Below are 16718 nucleotides of genomic sequence, written 5' to 3'. Positions count from 1 at the left end.
TCTGGCGGTCAAAATTCGACCGGTTGTGTTGCTTTCAGGGAGAACACGCACTTTCTTTTGCGCGCATGACTTGTCCGGCGGAACCTTTATCCCCAAGCGCCATTATTCCCAGCGAACGACTGGAGATTATTCAATGAACGCGCACACTTATTCCGCAATGCCGCCGATCGAGCTGAACCAGACCAAGGCCGAAGCTCATCCGCTGCGCCCGGTCTTCATCACGGTGATTGCGCTTAAAGTCGTCGTCTCGGCATTTCTGCTGGCGACTGTTTCGCTGGCTCCGCCGGTTGCTGCCGAAGGCACGTATCTGGCCGCCGCTATCAACTGATTTTGAGGCTGTCATCGGCACGCCTTCCGGCTATGAAGAACGACAACGTTCAGGGCAGGACAGGCATTATGGGTCGATTGCAGGCAAGCGTCATTCCGGTGACGCCATTTCAACAAAACTGTACCGTCTTCTTTGACGACGATACAAAGACAGGCGTCATTGTCGACCCAGGCGGTGACATCGGGGTTATTCTGGACCTCGTGCGCAAAAGTGGCATTACCCTGTCCGAGATCTGGCTGACCCACGGGCATATCGATCATGCCGGAGGTGCCGACGAACTTCGTGAGGTGCTGGGCATTCCTGTCGTCGGACCCCACCGCGACGATCTTCCCCTTCTTGAAAACCTTGAAAAGCAGGCTCAGATGTTCGGTGTCGACGACGACGTCCGCAACGTCGTGCCTGATCGGTTTCTTGACGAAGGCGAAACAGTCTCGTTCGGCGAGCATGTGTTCGAGGTTTTTCATTGTCCGGGACATTCGCCCGGTCACGTCATCTTCTATAACAGAGACAATGCCTTCGCACATCTTGGTGACGTCCTGTTTGCCGGGTCGGTCGGACGGACTGATCTACCCGGAGGCGATCACGCGACCCTGATGGACTCGATCCGCACCAAGGTTCTGCCGCTGGGAGACGAGGTAGGTTTTCTCTGCGGTCATGGACCGGGAAGCCGGATCGGCGACGAGCGCCGCAGCAATCCATTCCTGAAGGGCCTGTAACCGGCAACCGGTATCACGGGCATAAAAAAACCCGGCATCACTGCCGGGCTCCAACTGGAATGAGCGAGCTTTTGAAGCTCAACCGGAGATCTGCAGATTGACGGCCTTGGGGCCTTTTCCGCGACGATCCGGTTCCGTGTCGAAGCTTACTTTCTGGTTTTCAGTCAGCCCGGACAGGCCGGAAGCCTGTACGGCGGAGATATGAACGAAGATATCGGCGCCACCGTTGTCTGGTTTGATAAAGCCGAATCCCTTGTCCGTATTGAAGAATTTCACAGTGCCAGTCTCGGCCATGCAGCAGGTCCTTTTCCTTCTGTCCGTGTTCAGCGGCGGACAGCATCAGAGTGTGCCCTCACGGGCGGCGGCAGGCAGCTTTAAGAAAGGGTCCCTGTGTTTACCGCGGCGACTGGCAGATAAGGTATAAAACCAAGCCCCCAGTTCCCGCCCGAAGTCTTGGCGCCTTCGGAGCGCGTCATTATAGGTCTTCCCATGCTCGTAAATTGCCCGAACATGGACAGAGTGCTGTGTTTATCAAAAATTGGCAAGAAAAAGTTTTTTGAAAGGCAGGCCCGTTCCAGCCTGCCTCATTTGGCCAAAAGCGCTGCAAATGCGGGCTTTGCGCATGGTCCGAAGGAAGTTGGATGGGCAACGGATCGCTGGCGATGCTTCGCCCGATCGGCTCTATGCGTGTTCGCGTCATGTTTGTAGCCGTTTCCCAACGTCTACACTCTCTGCGGGAAGTCCCACTGCGAACCGGTGAAGGTGCGGACGGCTAGCTGCCCTGATGTCTGCGGCCGAAGGTTTTCATCCGCTTGAGAGGGGTGGCCGACGGAAACGGGGCGGCGGCAGAGACGCGAATGGCGGATGCAGGCGAGGGGCTCATGTCGAGGTCGCCGCCGATGCGCGGCAGGCCGTGTTCCGGGAATGTCCTGTCGAACGTGGTCGGGGCGAGTTCAGGCCGTGCGAGTGCATATCCCTGCACGAGAGACGCGCCGAATTCCTCGCACACCTCCACCTGCCACATTTCCTCCAGTCCTTCGATGATCGGCTCGATCCCGTCATCCAGCATCTGCTGCAGGACGACGCGCAGGAGTGCTGCTCCTGCCGGATTGTCGAGAAAGTCGCGGACCCAGCCGGGTTCGAATTTGACGTAGTCAGGCTTCACCCGCTTGAGAAGCGCCAGATCGGACTCGCCCGCACCGTAATCATCGATCGCCACCTGGAAGCCGATGGCGCGCATGTGGCTGGTGAAGTCGGCGATAACGGCGGCGTTGGTCTCGGCGGTCTGGCGGATTTCGCAGACGATCCGGTTGACGGCAAGTCCGGCTTCGTGGCTCGCAAGTTTGATGCGTTCGACTTCGTGGCGCATGTCTTCGGGCGTGCGCACCAGACCCGGCTGGAACTTGACGAAGATCTTCGCCTGGCGTCTGTCGAGCCGGCCGGTGTTGAGAATATGGATCGTCCGGACCATGCTGTCGATATCGGCAACTTCGGCGGGATCAACGAGGCTGAAGAATTCGTGCGGGGGAACGGGCTCTTCGCCACGATAGGCGCGCACGAGCCCGACAAAGGCTTCGATGGTCAGCCGATTGCCGGGTTTCGACGTTCTGAAAATGGGCTGAAGCGCGGATCTGAGAATGAAAGGCCCGTACGCGGTCGACCATGCCCCGTCGTCGCCGCGAACCAGGTTGGCGAAAATGCTTCTCGATGCCATACCCGTACCGTCTCCTGCGCAATTTTGCAGATTGTAGGCGAGACGGGTTACGCGGTCGTAAATACGCGTCCGAAGGTTTTAATCAGCGACATTGATCGCATTCATTCATGCTTTTTTCTTGAAAGGCGCCGGTTCATTCTCCATACAGCTTGAGGCGGCCGCTCGGCGGCGAATGAGCGCACCCCGCCGTAGTGTTCAATCAGCCCAGGACCGAAACGACATGGCCTTTCTTGCCGACGCCCTTTCCCGTGTAAAGCCTTCAGCGACAATCGCTGTTTCCCAGAAAGCTCGCGAACTGAAGGCGAAAGGTCGTGATATTATCGGTCTCGGTGCCGGTGAGCCTGACTTCGACACGCCTGACAATGTCAAGCAGGCGGCGATCGACGCGATCAACCGCGGTGAAACCAAGTACACGCCGGTTTCGGGTATTCCAGAGCTGCGCAAGGCGATCGTCGACAAGTTCAAGCGCGAAAACAACCTCGACTACAAGGTCGAGCAGACCATCGTCGGAACCGGCGGAAAGCAGATTCTGTTCAATGCCTTCATGGCGACGATGAATGCAGGGGATGAAGTGATCATCCCGGCACCCTACTGGGTTTCCTACCCGGAAATGGTCTCGATCTGCGGCGGCACGCCGGTCACGATTTCGACCAAGCAGGAAAACAACTTCAAGCTGACGGCCGAAGAGCTGGAAAGCGTGATCACGCCGAAGACCAAGTGGTTCATCTTCAACTCGCCGTCGAACCCGACGGGCGCTGCCTATAGCGCGGATGAATTGAAGTCGCTGACCGACGTGCTGCTGAAGCATCCCCATGTTTGGATCCTGACCGACGACATGTACGAGCACCTGACCTTCGGCGACTTCAAGTTCGCGACGCCGGTCGAAGTGGAGCCGAAACTCTACGACCGGACGCTGACGATGAACGGTGTTTCCAAGGCCTATGCGATGACCGGCTGGCGCATCGGCTATGCTGCCGGTCCGATCGAACTGATCAAGGCCATGGACATGATCCAGGGCCAGCAGACCTCGGGCGCATCGTCTATCGCACAGTGGGCGGCTGTCGAGGCGCTCAACGGTCCGCAGGATTTCGTGACCAAGAACAAGGCGATCTTCGAAGGCCGCCGCGATCTCGTCGTGTCGATGCTTAACCAGGCATCCGGCATCGTTTGCCCGAAGCCTGAAGGCGCATTCTACGTCTATCCGTCCTGCGCCGGCCTGATCGGCAAGACGGCTCCGACCGGCAAAGTCATCGAAACGGACGAGGATTTCGTGTCCGAGCTCCTGGAATCGGAAGGTGTCGCCGTGGTTCACGGATCGGCCTTCGGTCTCGGCCCGAACTTCCGCATCTCCTACGCGACGTCGGAAGACATTCTCGAAGAAGCCTGCAAGCGCATCCAGCGCTTCTGCGCAGCCTGCAAGTAAGTTTCGAGACACGAGTTTGATGGGAGAGCCCGGCCAAGCGCCGGGCTTTTTCGTGAGTGGTGGTCCAGTGGAGGGAAGGTCGGGGCGGGCCACGGCTATAGCCCCGACCGAGCCCCTTTTCGAGGATCCTGCGTTTAAGCCTTGGTTAGCTTGACGATCGTCGAGGAGCCGGAGCGGGTTTCGGTGACGGCGTAGACGGCGCCATCGGGGCCGACCTTGACGTCGCGGATGCGAGCCTTGAGCGGAACGTGTTCTTCGTGGCTCACCTTGTCGCCATCCATGTGCAGGACCACCACGCCCTGGGTTACCAGACCGCCGACCAGGAATGCGCCCTTCCATTCGGGGATCGCATCTCCATCGTAGAAGGCCATGCCGGAGGGGCCGATGACCGGATCCCAGTAATAGACGGGCTGTTCGGTCTGAGCCTTCTCGGTGATGCCGTCGCCTACCTTGCCGCCGCTATATTCGACGCCGTAGGTGACCTCCGGCCAGCCGTAGTTCTTGCCGGCTTCCGGTCGGTTCAACTCATCGCCGCCCTTGGGGCCATGTTCGACCGTCCAGAGGCGGCCGTTGCCATCGAGTGCTGCTGACTGGAGATTGCGGTGGCCGTAGGACCAGATTTCCGGCCGCGCTTCGGCCTGATCAACGAATGGATTGTCGGGCAGGGCCTTGCCGTCCATGTCGATGCGGAAGACTTTTCCAAGACCGCTTTTGAGATCCTGTGCCTGGACACGCGGCTCCGGATCGGACCGCTCGCCGACCGTGACATAGAGCTCGTTGTTGGGGCCAAAGGTGAGGCGCGAGCCGAAATGCTTGTTGCCGTCATAGCTCGGCATCTGCTGGAAGATCACCTTGACGTTTTCCAGCTTGCCGCCGCCATCGTCGTTGGCGACGAGCTTGGCGGAAGCGACGGATGTGCCGTTGCCGTCTTCACGCTCTTCGGAGAAGGAGAAGAAGATCATGCCGGACGTTTCGTGATCCGGGGCGAGGGCCACGTCGAGAAGACCGCCCTGGCCAGCGGACAGGACTTTCGGAACGCCTTCGATCGCAGGGCCGGGCTCGCCGTCCTTGATGATATGCATCGCGCCTTCCTTGGCGGTCACGAGCATGCGGCCATCGGGGAGAAATTCCATAGACCAGATGTGCGGAAGCCCTTCGGCAACGACTTCGGTGGCGATCTTAGGCATTTCCGCCGGCTGCGCTGCGCGGGTCTGACCGGTGAAGGCAGGTTTTTGATCCTTCGCATTTGGAGCGCTTGTTTCAACCGGTTTGCCACCGGTTTGCGCCATCGCGGGAGCGCCGACCAGTGCGAGAGCCAGGGCCGTGCCTGCAAGGAAGATGTTCGTGCGTTTCATGGGTCACCTCCGGACTTTGTCTTGATGCCTTTCAGTGGCGATCGCTCGCCAGGCATTGTCCCATCTAGGGCGGCCAGTCCCGAAGACCGAACACAGGGTGTTCAACTCTTCTTTATTACAGATGTCACAATCCGATCATCGTCAACATGATGAAGGTCGCAAACAGCACGAAATGGGTCATGCCCTCGATTGCGTTGGTCTGGCCGTCGTTGAGGTTGATCGCCGCAACCACGAGCGTGATTGCCACCATCACCGTCTGGACCGGCGTCATCGCCATGATGAAGGGCTGGCCGGTATAGAGCGCGATGCCTTCCATGACCGGGACGGTGAGAATGACCGTCGAGAGCGACGCGCCCATGGCGATGTTGACGACGGACTGCATGCGGTTCTTGAGCGCCGCCCGCATGGCGGTCAGGATTTCCGGCGCGGCGGAGATAGCGGCGACAACCACGGCGGTCAGCGCGATCGGCGCGCCGGAGCCTTCCAGGCCTTCGCCCATGAAGACCGACATGAATTCCGCCAGGAAGCCGATGATCAGAACGCCCAGAAGAATGATGCCGATCGATACGGCCGCGGAATCCTCGGCGGCCTCCTCCTGAGGCGCGGACGCTGTCCCGGCGGCTGCCGCCTTCTGGGTCCGCGGATAGGTGTAGCTGAAGAAGTAGCTGTGCGGCCCGACCTGCATCTTGAGAAAGACGCCGTAGAGCGCGATCATCGCGCAGATGGTAAAGGCGGAATAGTAGTGCCAGCTTTCACGCGGTACGAATTCCGGCACGATCATCGAAATGCCTACCGCCGTCATGATCATGACAGTGTAGGTGCGGCTTGAATCGTCGTTATAGGGTTGCTCGCCATGGCGCAGGCCACCGAGCAGGGCCGCGAGGCCAAGAATGCCGTTGATATCCAGCATCACCGCCGAATAGATCGTGTCGCGCACCAGCGTCGGCGAGGAATTCGAACCCATCATGATGGCGAGGATCAGGACCTCGACCGCTACCGCGGACAGGGTGAGGATCATCGTGCCATAGGGGTCGCCAACCTTGTGCGCCAAAACCTCCGCATGATGGGCGACGCGTGTGGATGCAAGCACGATCACGCCGACGAAGAGCGCTGCTGCGATCAGCGACACCGTCTTTCCGGCCTCCAGAATTGAGTGTTCGATGAAGAAGCCGAGAATGGCGACAACGAGGGCGATCAGCAGGAATTTCTCCTGCCGGAGGTGGGTCGCGATTTGCACTGGAAGCTCCTGGAAACGATCTCGGAGAAACTAGGGTTGTCGGTCGACCTGCACAGAGGACGGTTTGCGATAATCGGTCTTTGGTGCCATTATCCTCGCCAGTGGAAGGAACTTCGCGGCGTATTCCGGCTTTTTTGCACTACGCGGCCTTCTGGACCGAGACCGGTCGGGCAGCCACGAAAAACATACAGGAGGATCTATGACCAAGGTCGTTTACACAATCGTGCCACATGATGGCGGCTGGGCCTATCGACTGGGCGACGTTTATTCCGAAACATTCCCGAACCACAACGACGCGCTGCAGGCGGCCCGGATTGTGGCTGCCGAACAGCAGGTGGGTGGTGAGCCCGAAGAGATCAGCTGGCAGGACGCAAAGGGCGTCTGGCACACCGAGCACAGCGACGGCGGTGACCGTCCCGAAGCCGAAGTTGTGGATGGCGATCAGGCGGACGCGCGCTAAGCATTCGCTGCGACCAAAAAGAAGGCCATGCCCGGCGTTTGTGCCAGGCATGGCCGATTTCAGATAGTCGGGCCTAAAGCTTAGGCTTCTGCTGATTCAAGCGACGAGTAGTCGGTATAACCCTTAGCGCCGCCGCCGTAGAATGTGTTCTTGTCCGGCTCGTTGAGCGGCGCGTTTGTCTTGAAACGCTCGACCAGATCCGGGTTGGCAATGAACAGCTTGCCGAAAGCGACGCCATCCGCATAGCCGCTAGCTACAGCCTTTTCAGCCGTATCCTTTTCATAGCCATTGTTGACCACCCAGGCGCCGGTGCCGCCGGCGTTGCGGTAGGTATCCTTCAGTTCCTGGTAATCGAACGGCTTGCCGCCCTGGACATAGTCGCGGTCACCACCGGTCGCACCCTCGATGACGTGGATGAAGGACAGGTTGCGGGTCGCCAGTTCCTTGACCAGATAGTCGAAGACCGTCTGCGGCGCATCTTCGGTGATGTTGTTGGCAGGCGTAACAGGCGACAGGCGAATGCCGACGCGACCGCTGCCGATGGCTGCAGCGACGGCGTCAACGACTTCGAGCGCGAACCGGGCGCGGTTCTCGACGGAGCCACCGTATTCGTCTTCGCGGAGGTTTGCGCCAGTCTTCAGGAACTGGTCGATGAGGTAGCCATTGGCGCCGTGGATTTCGACGCCGTCAAAGCCGGCCTCGATCGCAGCCTTTGCACCGGCAGCAAAATCGGCAACGACGCCCGGGATTTCGGAAAGTTCGAGAGCGCGCGGCTCAGATGTATCGGCAAACGCGCCGCTGCCATCCGGATTGATGATGTAGGTCTTGCCCTTGGCGCCCAGTGCGGACGGCGCGACGGGTGCGCCTTCATTCGGCTGCAGCGAGGTATGCGAAACGCGACCGACGTGCCAGATCTGGGTAACGATCTTGCCGCCCTTCTTGTGAACGGCTTCCGTCACCTTCTTCCAGCCGTCGATGGCCGGAGCGAGGTAAAGGCCCGGAACGTCAGCATACCCCTGTCCCTGCTGGCTGACCGGGGTGCCCTCGGTGATGATGAGGCCCGCCGAGGCGCGCTGTTCGTAATAGGCGATGTTGAGATCGTTGGGGATCGCCTTCGGCGAACGGTTGCGGGTGAGCGGCGCCATGACGACGCGGTTCTTCAGTTCGATGTCGCCGAACTTTACCGGTTCAAAGAGTGAGGTCACAGGAATATCCTTCCATGCTGCTTTGGGAGTGATTGAGTTAAGGGGTGGCATTCAGAGAGCGGAGCGAAGATTGGTCACGAAGTCTGCGATCTTCTCCTCGTCGCGGCTGTAGAACGCCCATTGACCAACCCGGCTCGTTTTCACGAGGCCGGCTTTTTCGAGGGTCGAAAGGTGCGCAGAGACGGTCGATTGCGACAGACCACATCGTCTTTCGAACTGCTTGGCACAGATGCCCATTTCGAGCGGATGATCCTGATCGGAAAAATGCTGCTCGGGCTGCTTCATCCATTCGAGGAACTCAATCCTCGTCGGATGGGACAGTGCTTTCAGTATCTCGGTGCGATCCATCGTCTTTCCATATCGTCTCTAACCGATATATAGATCGTCTGAAGACGATTTAAAGGAATGACGTTCCCATTTTTTTGAGGAAGGCAAAAAAAAGGGCCTCCAGATTGCTCCGAGGCCCGTCAGGTGTGAAGGTCTAAAACCTCCAGAGGGGAACAGCCGGCGCTGATAACGGGGACGTCATCAATTGCTCCGGCTGATCCCTATATGGGCGCAGCGATTTGTGAGAGCAAGGGGGGTGGCCGAAATATTGACCGTTTCGGTCCAATTACTCTGACAGGCAGCCGAGGATTGCGGCGGGCCGGCAAACCGCAGGGCAAAAAAAGAGGGCCACCGGATCACTCCAGGGCCCTTATAATTATGAAGGTTAAAAACAACCTCCAGAGGGGAACAGCTGCTGCGGTGGAACTGGGAGGAAAGCCACCATATGCATCAGCTGAGTGCGATATGATGGTTTTTTGGGCAAGCGGCAACGCTTTTTTGCGCAGGACTGCCATGCACGTTCTGCACAGCTTACTCTAGTCACTGAGTCGTGTATGAAATCGCTGCGAGAATCCCGGTGCCCATTCTGAGCGAAACGTCTTCGACAGCGATCAGAAATTCCAGTTACGCGCCTTGGCGACGATAAAATCGCGGAAGACCTTCAGCTTGGCAGCGTTCTTCATTTCATCCGGGTAGCAGAAGTAAGTGTCGAATGAAGGGATGTCGGCGCTCAGCGTCAGCTGGATCAACCCAGGGTCGCGGCCGACGATATAGTCGGGCAGGCAAGCGATGCCGATGCCAAGCAGGCAGGCTCGTTTGATGGAGGTCTGGCTGTTGATCTGCAGATGCGGCGTGCGGGTGTTGTCCGAAGAACGGCCGGCGGATTCGAGCCAGTTGACGTCGAGAAGGTAATTCGGGGCAGGCTCGCCGAAGGAGATGATGCGGTGGGTGTCGAGATCCTCGACCGACTGCGGTTCGCCATAGCGGTTGATATAGGACGGGGCTGCATAGACGTGCATGTGCACGGTGAACAGCTTGCGCTGGATCAGGTCCGACTGCTGCGGCTGGCGAAGGCGGATGGCGCAGTCCGCGTGGCGCATGTTGACGTCGACTTCCTCGTTATCGAGGATGAGCTGGATCGACATTTCCGGATAAAGCTGCAGGAACTCCTGCACCTTGTCGGTGAGCCAGCCCTGGCCAAGGCCGACCGTTGTCGTGACGCGCAGCTTGCCCGACGGCTTTTCCGTCGTCTCGGTCAGCTGCATCTTCACGGTTTCGAGCTTCAGAAGCACGTCATGCGCGGTGCGATAAAGAAGCTCGCCCTGTTCGGTAAGGATGAGACCGCGGGCGTGGCGGTGGAACAATTTGACGCCGACGTCCTGTTCCAGCGCGCTGACCTGCCGGCTGATTGCCGACTGGGACAGATGCAGCTTGTCTGCCGCATGGGTGAAGGATCCCGCCTCCGCCGCAGCGTGGAAGATGCGCAACTTGTCCCAGTCGAGAGGTACGCCCATGCTTACTCCGCAGCAATGGCAACCGGCTGAATGCCGGCGAGGTAACGTTCGGCTTCGAGCGCTGCCATGCAGCCCATGCCGGCGGCGGTGATCGCCTGTCGGAAGGTGTCGTCGGTGACGTCGCCCGCGGCAAACACGCCGGGAACGTCGGTCATTGTGGAATCAGGCGCCGTCCAGAGATAGCCGCCGTTCTTCATCTTCAGCTTGTCCCTGAAGAGTTCGGTCGCCGGCGCATGGCCGATCGCCACGAACACGCCGTCGATCGGCTGATCGGAGATCGTGCCGGTCCTGGTGTCACGCAGGCGCACACCCTCGACCGATGGCGGCAGTGGCGCACGGGCCGGCTTGCCGGTGACCTCGGCGATTTCGGTGTTCCACATGACCTTGACGTTGGGGCGCTGGAACAGGCGCTCGGACAGGATCTTTTCCGACCGGAACGAGTCACGCCGGTGGACGACCGTCACGGTCTTGGCGATATTGGAAAGATAGAGTGCTTCCTCGACTGCGGAGTTGCCGCCACCGACCACGATCACATCCTTGTTGCGATAGAAGAAGCCGTCGCATGTGGCGCAGGCGGAGACGCCAAAACCCTGGAACTGCTGCTCGCTTTCGATGCCAAGCCATTTGGCCTTCGCACCGGTCGCGATGATGATCGTATCGGCAGTCCAGACGGTGCCGGAATCGGTGCGGACCGTGAAGGGGCGATGATTCATCTCGACCTCGGTCACGAGATCGTTGACGATCTCGGTGCCCACATGGACCGCTTGCTGCAGCATCTGTTCCATCAGCCAGGGACCCTGGATCGGATCGGCAAAACCCGGATAGTTTTCAACGTCCGTGGTGATCATCAGCTGACCACCCTGTTCCATGCCTGCAATCAAGACCGGCTTCAGCATCGCACGCGCTGCGTACACCGCAGCTGTATAGCCGGCGGGGCCGGAACCGATGATCAGAACCTCTGTATGACGGGCGGACATGATGACGTTTCCTTTCCAAGACCGTGTCGGGCGCCTGGCGCCGCTTCCTCATATAGGAAGCCATTATTCGGTCTGCCGCTTTTGACACGTCATGTAAGGGCCATCCATGCAACATTGCAAGGGCAGCCTTGCGATAACAACAAGACAGTTGGAACCGCCCGGTAGAAACGGCAGGTCAACTGCGATTGGATGTGTCTCCACGTGCACCTCGGTTGACAACAACTGGACCGGCGCGCGAAATTTTCTTGCGTCGGAACGATGTTATTGTATGTCTTCGCGACACCGAGATGGATACCCGGGAGCCTGCGTGCTCCCGTCAATTTTGAAGGCAGGCACTACACATGGTCGTGAAAGTCGAACTCGATACCATCGACCTGAAGATCCTTCGCGAATTGCAGAAGGACGGACGCATGACCAATGTCGAGCTGTCCGAACGGGTCGGCATATCGGCGCCGCCCTGTCTGCGGCGCGTTCGCAAGCTGGAAGAGAACGGCATCATCAAGGGTTACCGCGCCATGCTGCAGGCGTCGCTGCTCGGATACGATCTTGTCGCCTTCTGCATGGTGGGACTGAAGCAGCAGTCGGACAGCAAGCTGAAGGCCTTCGCGGCGGATATGGAAACGCGGACCTTGGTGCGTCAGGCCTGGATGGTCTCCGGCGAGACCGATTTCCTGCTGCAATGCGTGGCCGAGAACCTCACCGTCTTCCAGGATTTCGTCATCGAGGATCTGACCGCGGTCGACAATGTCGATACGGTTCGCACCATGCTGACGATCCGGCAGGTCAAGGATGCGCCGGTCGTGCAGATCTAGGGTCGTCTCGATCGAGATCGTCCGAGGGGCAGGGAGCAGGAACCAGAGCATGTCCAGCCACGACATCGAGCTTGTGATCACCTGGGTTGATGGTTCGGACCCGGAGCATCGCGCGAAGCGCCTGCGATACGATGACGTTGCGTCGAGCTCGCACGCGGTGGCGTCCAGCCCGACGCGCTTTGCCGATAACGGCGAGATCTACTATCTCATCGCCTCCGTGCTGAAATACGCGCCGTTCATCACCAAAATTCACATCGTCACGGACGGGCAGAAGCCGGAATTCGTCGACAGTTTTGCGCAGGCGGGTTTCTGCACGGAAGATTTCATCGCCATCGTTGATCACAACGTGGTCTTCGACGGGCTTCCGGCCGTGCTGCCGACGTTCAACTCGCTGTCGATCGAGGCTGCGGTCTGGAATATTCCGGGGCTTTGCGAGAATTTCGTCTACAGCAATGACGACTTCTTTCTGAACGCTCCGACATCTGCCTCCGCGTTCTTTCGCGACGGCAAGCCGATGATTTACGGGCGCGTGAAAAGCGGATTGCGATCCCGCCTCAAGCAGTGCCTGCGGTGGTTCATCCGGCAGCGGGCGGAAGCGTCCAACGCTGTTCCGAGCTTTACCGTCGCGCAGGAGAAGGGGGCAGAGCTGGCGGGTGCGAAGAACCGGTTTCTGCAGGTCGGCCATTACTTTCACGCGGTCAGACGCTCAACGCTTGCCGATTACTATGCAGCGCATCCCGACGTGCTTCGCCAGCAGCTCTCCCATCGCTTTCGCAACATCGCCCAGCATTCGCCGGTTGCGCTTGCCAATCATCTCGAGATGGAGCGCTTTGGCGCGACCCCGTTACCCGAACACCGCACGGCCTATATCAAGCCGCGGCAGAAGCGGGCGACCGCACCTGTACTCGCCATGATCGAACAGGGCAGCGCCCCGTTCGGATGTATCCAGAGCCAGGACGAACTCAGCATCGAGCTTCGCCAGGCGCTGACTGACGTGATGATAACGAAATTTCACACCCATCTGCCGCACCGGCTTATCGAACACCTGCGGGCGGGAGACTGACGAGGTTACCGGTGTAGACAGGACTGCCGAGGCTACGGCAGCAAGACTTGGAGAACGTGCGTGGTACGCAAGAAGAGTAAGCTCGAGGCACTGCTGTCCTTCAACCGCTACCGCAAGCGCTGGGGAGCAGCAAAATACGCCAAGCTCGACCAGGATTACGCGGGCATGAAGCAGCGGCTGATCGAGGATTCGGATCGCGAGCACCGGTCGGGCAAGCAGAAGTCGCTCGACGATCACATGGCGAACCTGAGACTGGAGTTCAAAGGCCAGCCGGAACTGCTGTTCTATCATGCACAGCTTATCGTCCTGATGCGGCGCGAATATAATGTCCGGGAGACGTACCAGCAGTTCAAGACGCTGTGGCAGAATGAAGCGCCGTTCCTCACCGCGCATCTCGATCTGCGTTGGCTGATCTCCGCGAGCGACAGCATCGCCGATCTCGACGAGGACATGACGGCAAGGGCGATCGCCATGATCGGCTCGTCGCTTGCCAACACGATCAAGGTCTACGAGACCGACCGCTTTATCCATGGCGGCGACGAGCGTCCTGTCTCGCAAGAGGCGATCGAACAGACGCAAGGTGCGCCGATGCACAGGTTCAACGGGATGTATCTGTTCAAGGTGGGGACCGACGACACGCTGCGAAACATGCGCTGGCGGCTCGATCCCTTTTTCAAGCAGGGAATTGCCGGCGAGATCGCGAAGGCGATCTACGACCGCCTGCAGGAGAACGACACGGCATTCAGCCGGTTACGAGCGCTCCACCACCGCGATCGCAGCGGGTGGTGGTAGAGCAGGCGCTTAAGCTGTCCCAGTTCAGGATGGCTCGCCATTCTTCGCTCGCTGCTTTTTGCGCTGCTTGACCAGCCTGTCCTTCTTGGACCTGATCCGCAGACCTCTAGCGAGATTGTAGATGACGCGAAGCGGCATGGTGATCGTGATCAGCTTGCCGAGGTTGCGGTTGCTGTTTTCCAGCCGTTCGGAAAGGACCTGGATCGCCGCGAACACGAAGTTGCTGTTGTCGATATCGGGGAAGTGGCGCGACAGCGCCTTGTAGGGATTGAAAGCTGTTCTTCCTGCCATTTCGAGCTTGTCGCTGTTGGCGAGCAGTTGCAGCACTGACTGTTCGAACGTCCAGTCGTGGATGTGGAACATCTGCCACTTGCGGCTGCGGCGTCCCGAAAAACCGCAAAGCACGACCTTCGCCTGCGGCACCTTTTCGCAGAGCCAGACCGAAAGGGCGAAGCCTGAACTGGCGGTATGGTCGCGCGGGTAGAAATCTTCGAGGTAGCTGCAAAGGTCGATGGCACCTGCTGCGACGCCGCCGAACTCGGCCGGTTCCGTCACCTGTTCCATCGTGGCGGCGCGCATGCTCATGACGCCGGTAAACCCGGGGCCCGGCAGCAGGGCCAGCACCTTGTCGAGAGCGTTGTCGTAGATCAGTTCGGACCCGACGCGGCTCGTGCGTGCCACCAGCAGCGAATTGCGCGTGAACGGCGTTTTCAGCACCTTGCTGACGTAGTTGAAAAAGACGAACAGCGTCGTTTCCGGATAGGCGGCGTGGATCTCGTTGAAGTTCTGCTCGTCACTGTTGGCGACAAGGACGATGTGGGAATAGCCGGCGAAAAACTGCTGCCAGTCTCCCTCGCTCAAAAGTCCGCTCGTCGTCGGTCTGTGCTGCGCCATCCCGGCAGAAAGTTCCGTCATTCGAAGCGTCCTCCATGCAGATGCGGGCAGAGCCGGACCGGTTGCGTGGCACCGAATGCCTCTGAAGTTTTCATGGTCTAGTCTCTAAAAGCGTTTCGTAGATTTCCGCCAGACTGTTGGCTTCCTTTTCGATAGCGAAGGCGACGCGAACATGCTCGCGACCGCTCCAGCCCTGCTGGCGGGCCAGTGCAGGGTTTTCGAAATAGGTGCGCAGCGCATCGCGAAGCGCCGTGTAATCGCCGGCCGGAACAACCGATCCGGTCTCGCCCTCGACGATCATTTCGGAATAGGCGCCGGCATCGCTTGCAACGACTGCGGTTCCCGATGCCATCGCCTCGAGCGGCGTCAGTCCGAAGCCTTCATTGCGGGACGGTGCCACATACAGAGACAGGCGACGGTACCAAGGCTTGATGTCGTCCACTTCGCCCATGAACAGGATGCGATCTGTCAGACCGCTCATGGCGACATCGGCTTTCAACGCATCGCCGAAAACCTTGTTGTCCGGCGTGACACGCCCGCAGACGACGCCCGTCCATTCGGGATAGGACGGCAACAGCTCGATCAGGGCACGCACGAAAAGGTCTGTACCCTTCTGATGCCGAACGCGCCCGAAGCAGCCGATCAGATGCTTGCCGAAACCATCTGCCGGGGAGGAAGGGTCGGATGGGCCGGAGGGACGGAAGAGATCGAGATCGACGCCGTGGTGCACCACCTTATAGGGCACTTTCAGGTATGAACCCGATCGTGCAGACGTCGCGACGACCGCATCCATCTTGCTGATCAGAAAACCCGTCCAGGCGGAATGGGTTCGTTGCGCGGCGGAGGTAAACAATAGCTTCAGCGGCATCCGCAGCACATCGCGCATGAAGAGGCCGGGCAGCATCTCGATATTGCGGCGGGCATGCCAGACACGGGCGCGCCGCCCTGATGGCGGTGACCACAGCGCGGCAAGGTCGGCATAGCGGATGTGGGGAAGGTGGGAGGGCAGGCCAGGTCCCAAGACCGCGATCTTCTGACCCTTTGCCCTTTGCACCGGAATCAGTTGGACGATCGTGGACGTCACGCCGGAGAGCCGCTTCTTGAAGTTCGGCGCGATCACTTCGATATCGGATATATCGACCACGGAGCCGGGAGCGATACCGCTGCCCATCTCCGTGGCGACTTCGCCAGACGTTTCCACGAGCGATCAGCCCCAGGAAATGGCAAGGATCTCGTAGGCCTTGGAGCCGCCGGGGGCGACGACTTCGATACTGTCACCCTTTTCCTTGCCGATCATGGCACGGGCGATGGGTGAAGAGATCGAGATGCGGCCAGCCTTCACGTCGGCTTCCTGATCGCCGACGATCTGATAGGTCTTTTCCTCTTCGGTATCTTCATCGATCAGCTTGACGGTTGCGCCGAACTTGATCGTGGAACCGGACATCTTGGAGAGGTCGATCACTTCGGCGCGGGCCGTAAAATCTTCCAGCTCGCCGATGCGGCCCTCATTGTGGCTCTGGGCTTCCTTGGCCGCGTGGTATTCGGCGTTTTCCGAAAGGTCACCATGGGCGCGCGCTTCCGCAATCGCTTCGATGATGCGGGGACGCTCCTCCTGCTGGCGCCAGCGCAGTTCTTCCTGCAACTGGGTAAACCCCTTTGGCGTCATCGGTACCTTTTCAACCATTTTCTTGTCCTTAAGGCGCATGTCCGCGGATGCCGCGGACACAAAAAGAAACAGGTTCCGGAGCGGTAACTTCGGAACCATCTGCAACATCTGAATTTAGGGCATCATAACAGAATTTCGACTGCTCCCGCTAGGAAAATCGAAATGGTGTCAGATGCGCCAGCTGGAGTTGAATGAATCAAACGTCCCTCGATTTGTCAACGGGTTGACGCAGTCA

General features: G+C 59.2%; 18 protein-coding genes. 7 read left to right on the top strand and 11 right to left on the bottom strand.

What is annotated here, in order from left to right:
- Nucleotides 1-133: 133 nt before the first annotated feature.
- The gene (locus ACQY1P_RS16075) at nt 134-328 is read left to right on the top strand and encodes a hypothetical protein (protein WP_062455833.1); all 195 of its coding nucleotides are present in this window, start codon (nt 134-136) and stop codon (nt 326-328) included.
- Nucleotides 329-396: 68 nt separating this feature from the next.
- Nucleotides 397-1044, top strand: coding sequence for an MBL fold metallo-hydrolase (locus ACQY1P_RS16070; RefSeq protein WP_209901354.1), 648 nt, complete (start codon nt 397-399; stop codon nt 1042-1044).
- A 78-nt stretch (nt 1045-1122) separates the two neighbouring features.
- Here the strand turns inward: ACQY1P_RS16070 and ACQY1P_RS16065 are convergent, their stop codons facing one another.
- Complete coding sequence (locus ACQY1P_RS16065) at nt 1123-1338, bottom strand: cold-shock protein (RefSeq protein ID WP_006725577.1); 216 nt, start codon at nt 1336-1338, stop codon at nt 1123-1125.
- A gap of 478 nt (nt 1339-1816) precedes the next feature.
- The gene (locus ACQY1P_RS16060) at nt 1817-2758 is read right to left on the bottom strand and encodes an EAL domain-containing protein (RefSeq protein WP_430251366.1); all 942 of its coding nucleotides are present in this window, start codon (nt 2756-2758) and stop codon (nt 1817-1819) included.
- A 220-nt stretch (nt 2759-2978) separates the two neighbouring features.
- On the opposite strand from ACQY1P_RS16060, the gene ACQY1P_RS16055 reads away from it, so the two are divergent.
- A complete protein-coding gene (locus tag ACQY1P_RS16055) occupies nt 2979-4181 on the top strand; it encodes a pyridoxal phosphate-dependent aminotransferase (RefSeq protein WP_062455840.1) in 1203 nt (400 codons plus the stop codon).
- Nucleotides 4182-4315: 134 nt separating this feature from the next.
- Here the strand turns inward: ACQY1P_RS16055 and ACQY1P_RS16050 are convergent, their stop codons facing one another.
- Nucleotides 4316-5536 carry a PQQ-dependent sugar dehydrogenase gene (locus tag ACQY1P_RS16050; RefSeq protein WP_430254355.1) on the bottom strand — a complete coding sequence of 407 codons (1221 nt, stop codon included), beginning with the start codon at nt 5534-5536 and terminating at the stop codon, nt 4316-4318.
- Between the two features lie 124 nt (nt 5537-5660).
- Nucleotides 5661-6773: a calcium:proton antiporter gene (locus ACQY1P_RS16045; RefSeq protein ID WP_062455845.1), complete on the bottom strand. Its 1113-nt coding sequence runs from the start codon at nt 6771-6773 to the stop codon at nt 5661-5663.
- Between the two features lie 199 nt (nt 6774-6972).
- Between ACQY1P_RS16045 and ACQY1P_RS16040 the strand changes: the two genes are divergently transcribed.
- A complete protein-coding gene (locus ACQY1P_RS16040) occupies nt 6973-7233 on the top strand; it encodes a DUF2188 domain-containing protein (RefSeq protein ID WP_062455848.1) in 261 nt (86 codons plus the stop codon).
- 80 nt (nt 7234-7313) lie between these two features.
- Here ACQY1P_RS16040 and ACQY1P_RS16035 read toward each other — a convergent pair whose 3' ends face one another.
- From ACQY1P_RS16035 to trxB, 4 genes are all read right to left on the bottom strand, one after another.
- Nucleotides 7314-8438: an alkene reductase gene (locus ACQY1P_RS16035; RefSeq protein ID WP_430254353.1), complete on the bottom strand. Its 1125-nt coding sequence runs from the start codon at nt 8436-8438 to the stop codon at nt 7314-7316.
- 51 nt (nt 8439-8489) lie between these two features.
- Nucleotides 8490-8786: an ArsR/SmtB family transcription factor gene (locus ACQY1P_RS16030; RefSeq protein WP_062455854.1), complete on the bottom strand. Its 297-nt coding sequence runs from the start codon at nt 8784-8786 to the stop codon at nt 8490-8492.
- A 590-nt stretch (nt 8787-9376) separates the two neighbouring features.
- Nucleotides 9377-10279, bottom strand: a complete 903-nt coding sequence (locus tag ACQY1P_RS16025; RefSeq protein WP_062455858.1) for a LysR family transcriptional regulator VtlR — start codon at nt 10277-10279, stop codon at nt 9377-9379.
- 2 nt (nt 10280-10281) lie between these two features.
- Nucleotides 10282-11256, bottom strand: a complete 975-nt coding sequence (trxB, locus tag ACQY1P_RS16020; RefSeq protein WP_062455861.1) for a thioredoxin-disulfide reductase — start codon at nt 11254-11256, stop codon at nt 10282-10284.
- 341 nt (nt 11257-11597) lie between these two features.
- On the opposite strand from trxB, the gene ACQY1P_RS16015 reads away from it, so the two are divergent.
- From ACQY1P_RS16015 to ACQY1P_RS16005, 3 genes are read left to right on the top strand one after another with little or no spacing between them, the layout of a single operon-like run.
- Nucleotides 11598-12068 (top strand): Lrp/AsnC family transcriptional regulator, encoded by a 471-nt coding sequence (locus tag ACQY1P_RS16015; RefSeq protein ID WP_062455864.1) that lies wholly within the window; start codon nt 11598-11600, stop codon nt 12066-12068.
- A gap of 49 nt (nt 12069-12117) precedes the next feature.
- Nucleotides 12118-13131, top strand: coding sequence for a Stealth CR1 domain-containing protein (locus ACQY1P_RS16010; RefSeq protein ID WP_430254351.1), 1014 nt, complete (start codon nt 12118-12120; stop codon nt 13129-13131).
- Nucleotides 13132-13191: 60 nt separating this feature from the next.
- Nucleotides 13192-13923, top strand: coding sequence for a hypothetical protein (locus tag ACQY1P_RS16005; protein WP_430254349.1), 732 nt, complete (start codon nt 13192-13194; stop codon nt 13921-13923).
- A gap of 24 nt (nt 13924-13947) precedes the next feature.
- Here ACQY1P_RS16005 and ACQY1P_RS16000 read toward each other — a convergent pair whose 3' ends face one another.
- From ACQY1P_RS16000 to greA, 3 genes are all read right to left on the bottom strand, one after another.
- The gene (locus ACQY1P_RS16000) at nt 13948-14838 is read right to left on the bottom strand and encodes a 3-deoxy-manno-octulosonate cytidylyltransferase (RefSeq protein ID WP_325262314.1); all 891 of its coding nucleotides are present in this window, start codon (nt 14836-14838) and stop codon (nt 13948-13950) included.
- 70 nt (nt 14839-14908) lie between these two features.
- Nucleotides 14909-15961, bottom strand: coding sequence for a glycosyltransferase family 4 protein (locus ACQY1P_RS15995; RefSeq protein ID WP_430256719.1), 1053 nt, complete (start codon nt 15959-15961; stop codon nt 14909-14911).
- A 63-nt stretch (nt 15962-16024) separates the two neighbouring features.
- On the bottom strand, nt 16025-16501 hold the full coding sequence (greA, locus tag ACQY1P_RS15990) for a transcription elongation factor GreA (RefSeq protein ID WP_062457929.1): 477 nt from the start codon (nt 16499-16501) through the stop codon (nt 16025-16027).
- Nucleotides 16502-16718: the final 217 nt, after the last annotated feature.

Source organism: Neorhizobium sp. DAR64872/K0K18 (assembly GCF_050500175.1).
Lineage (GTDB): Bacteria > Pseudomonadota > Alphaproteobacteria > Rhizobiales > Rhizobiaceae > Neorhizobium > Neorhizobium soli.
Note: the sequence above shows the minus strand (reverse complement) of the source record. Positions and strands in the feature narration are given on the sequence as shown.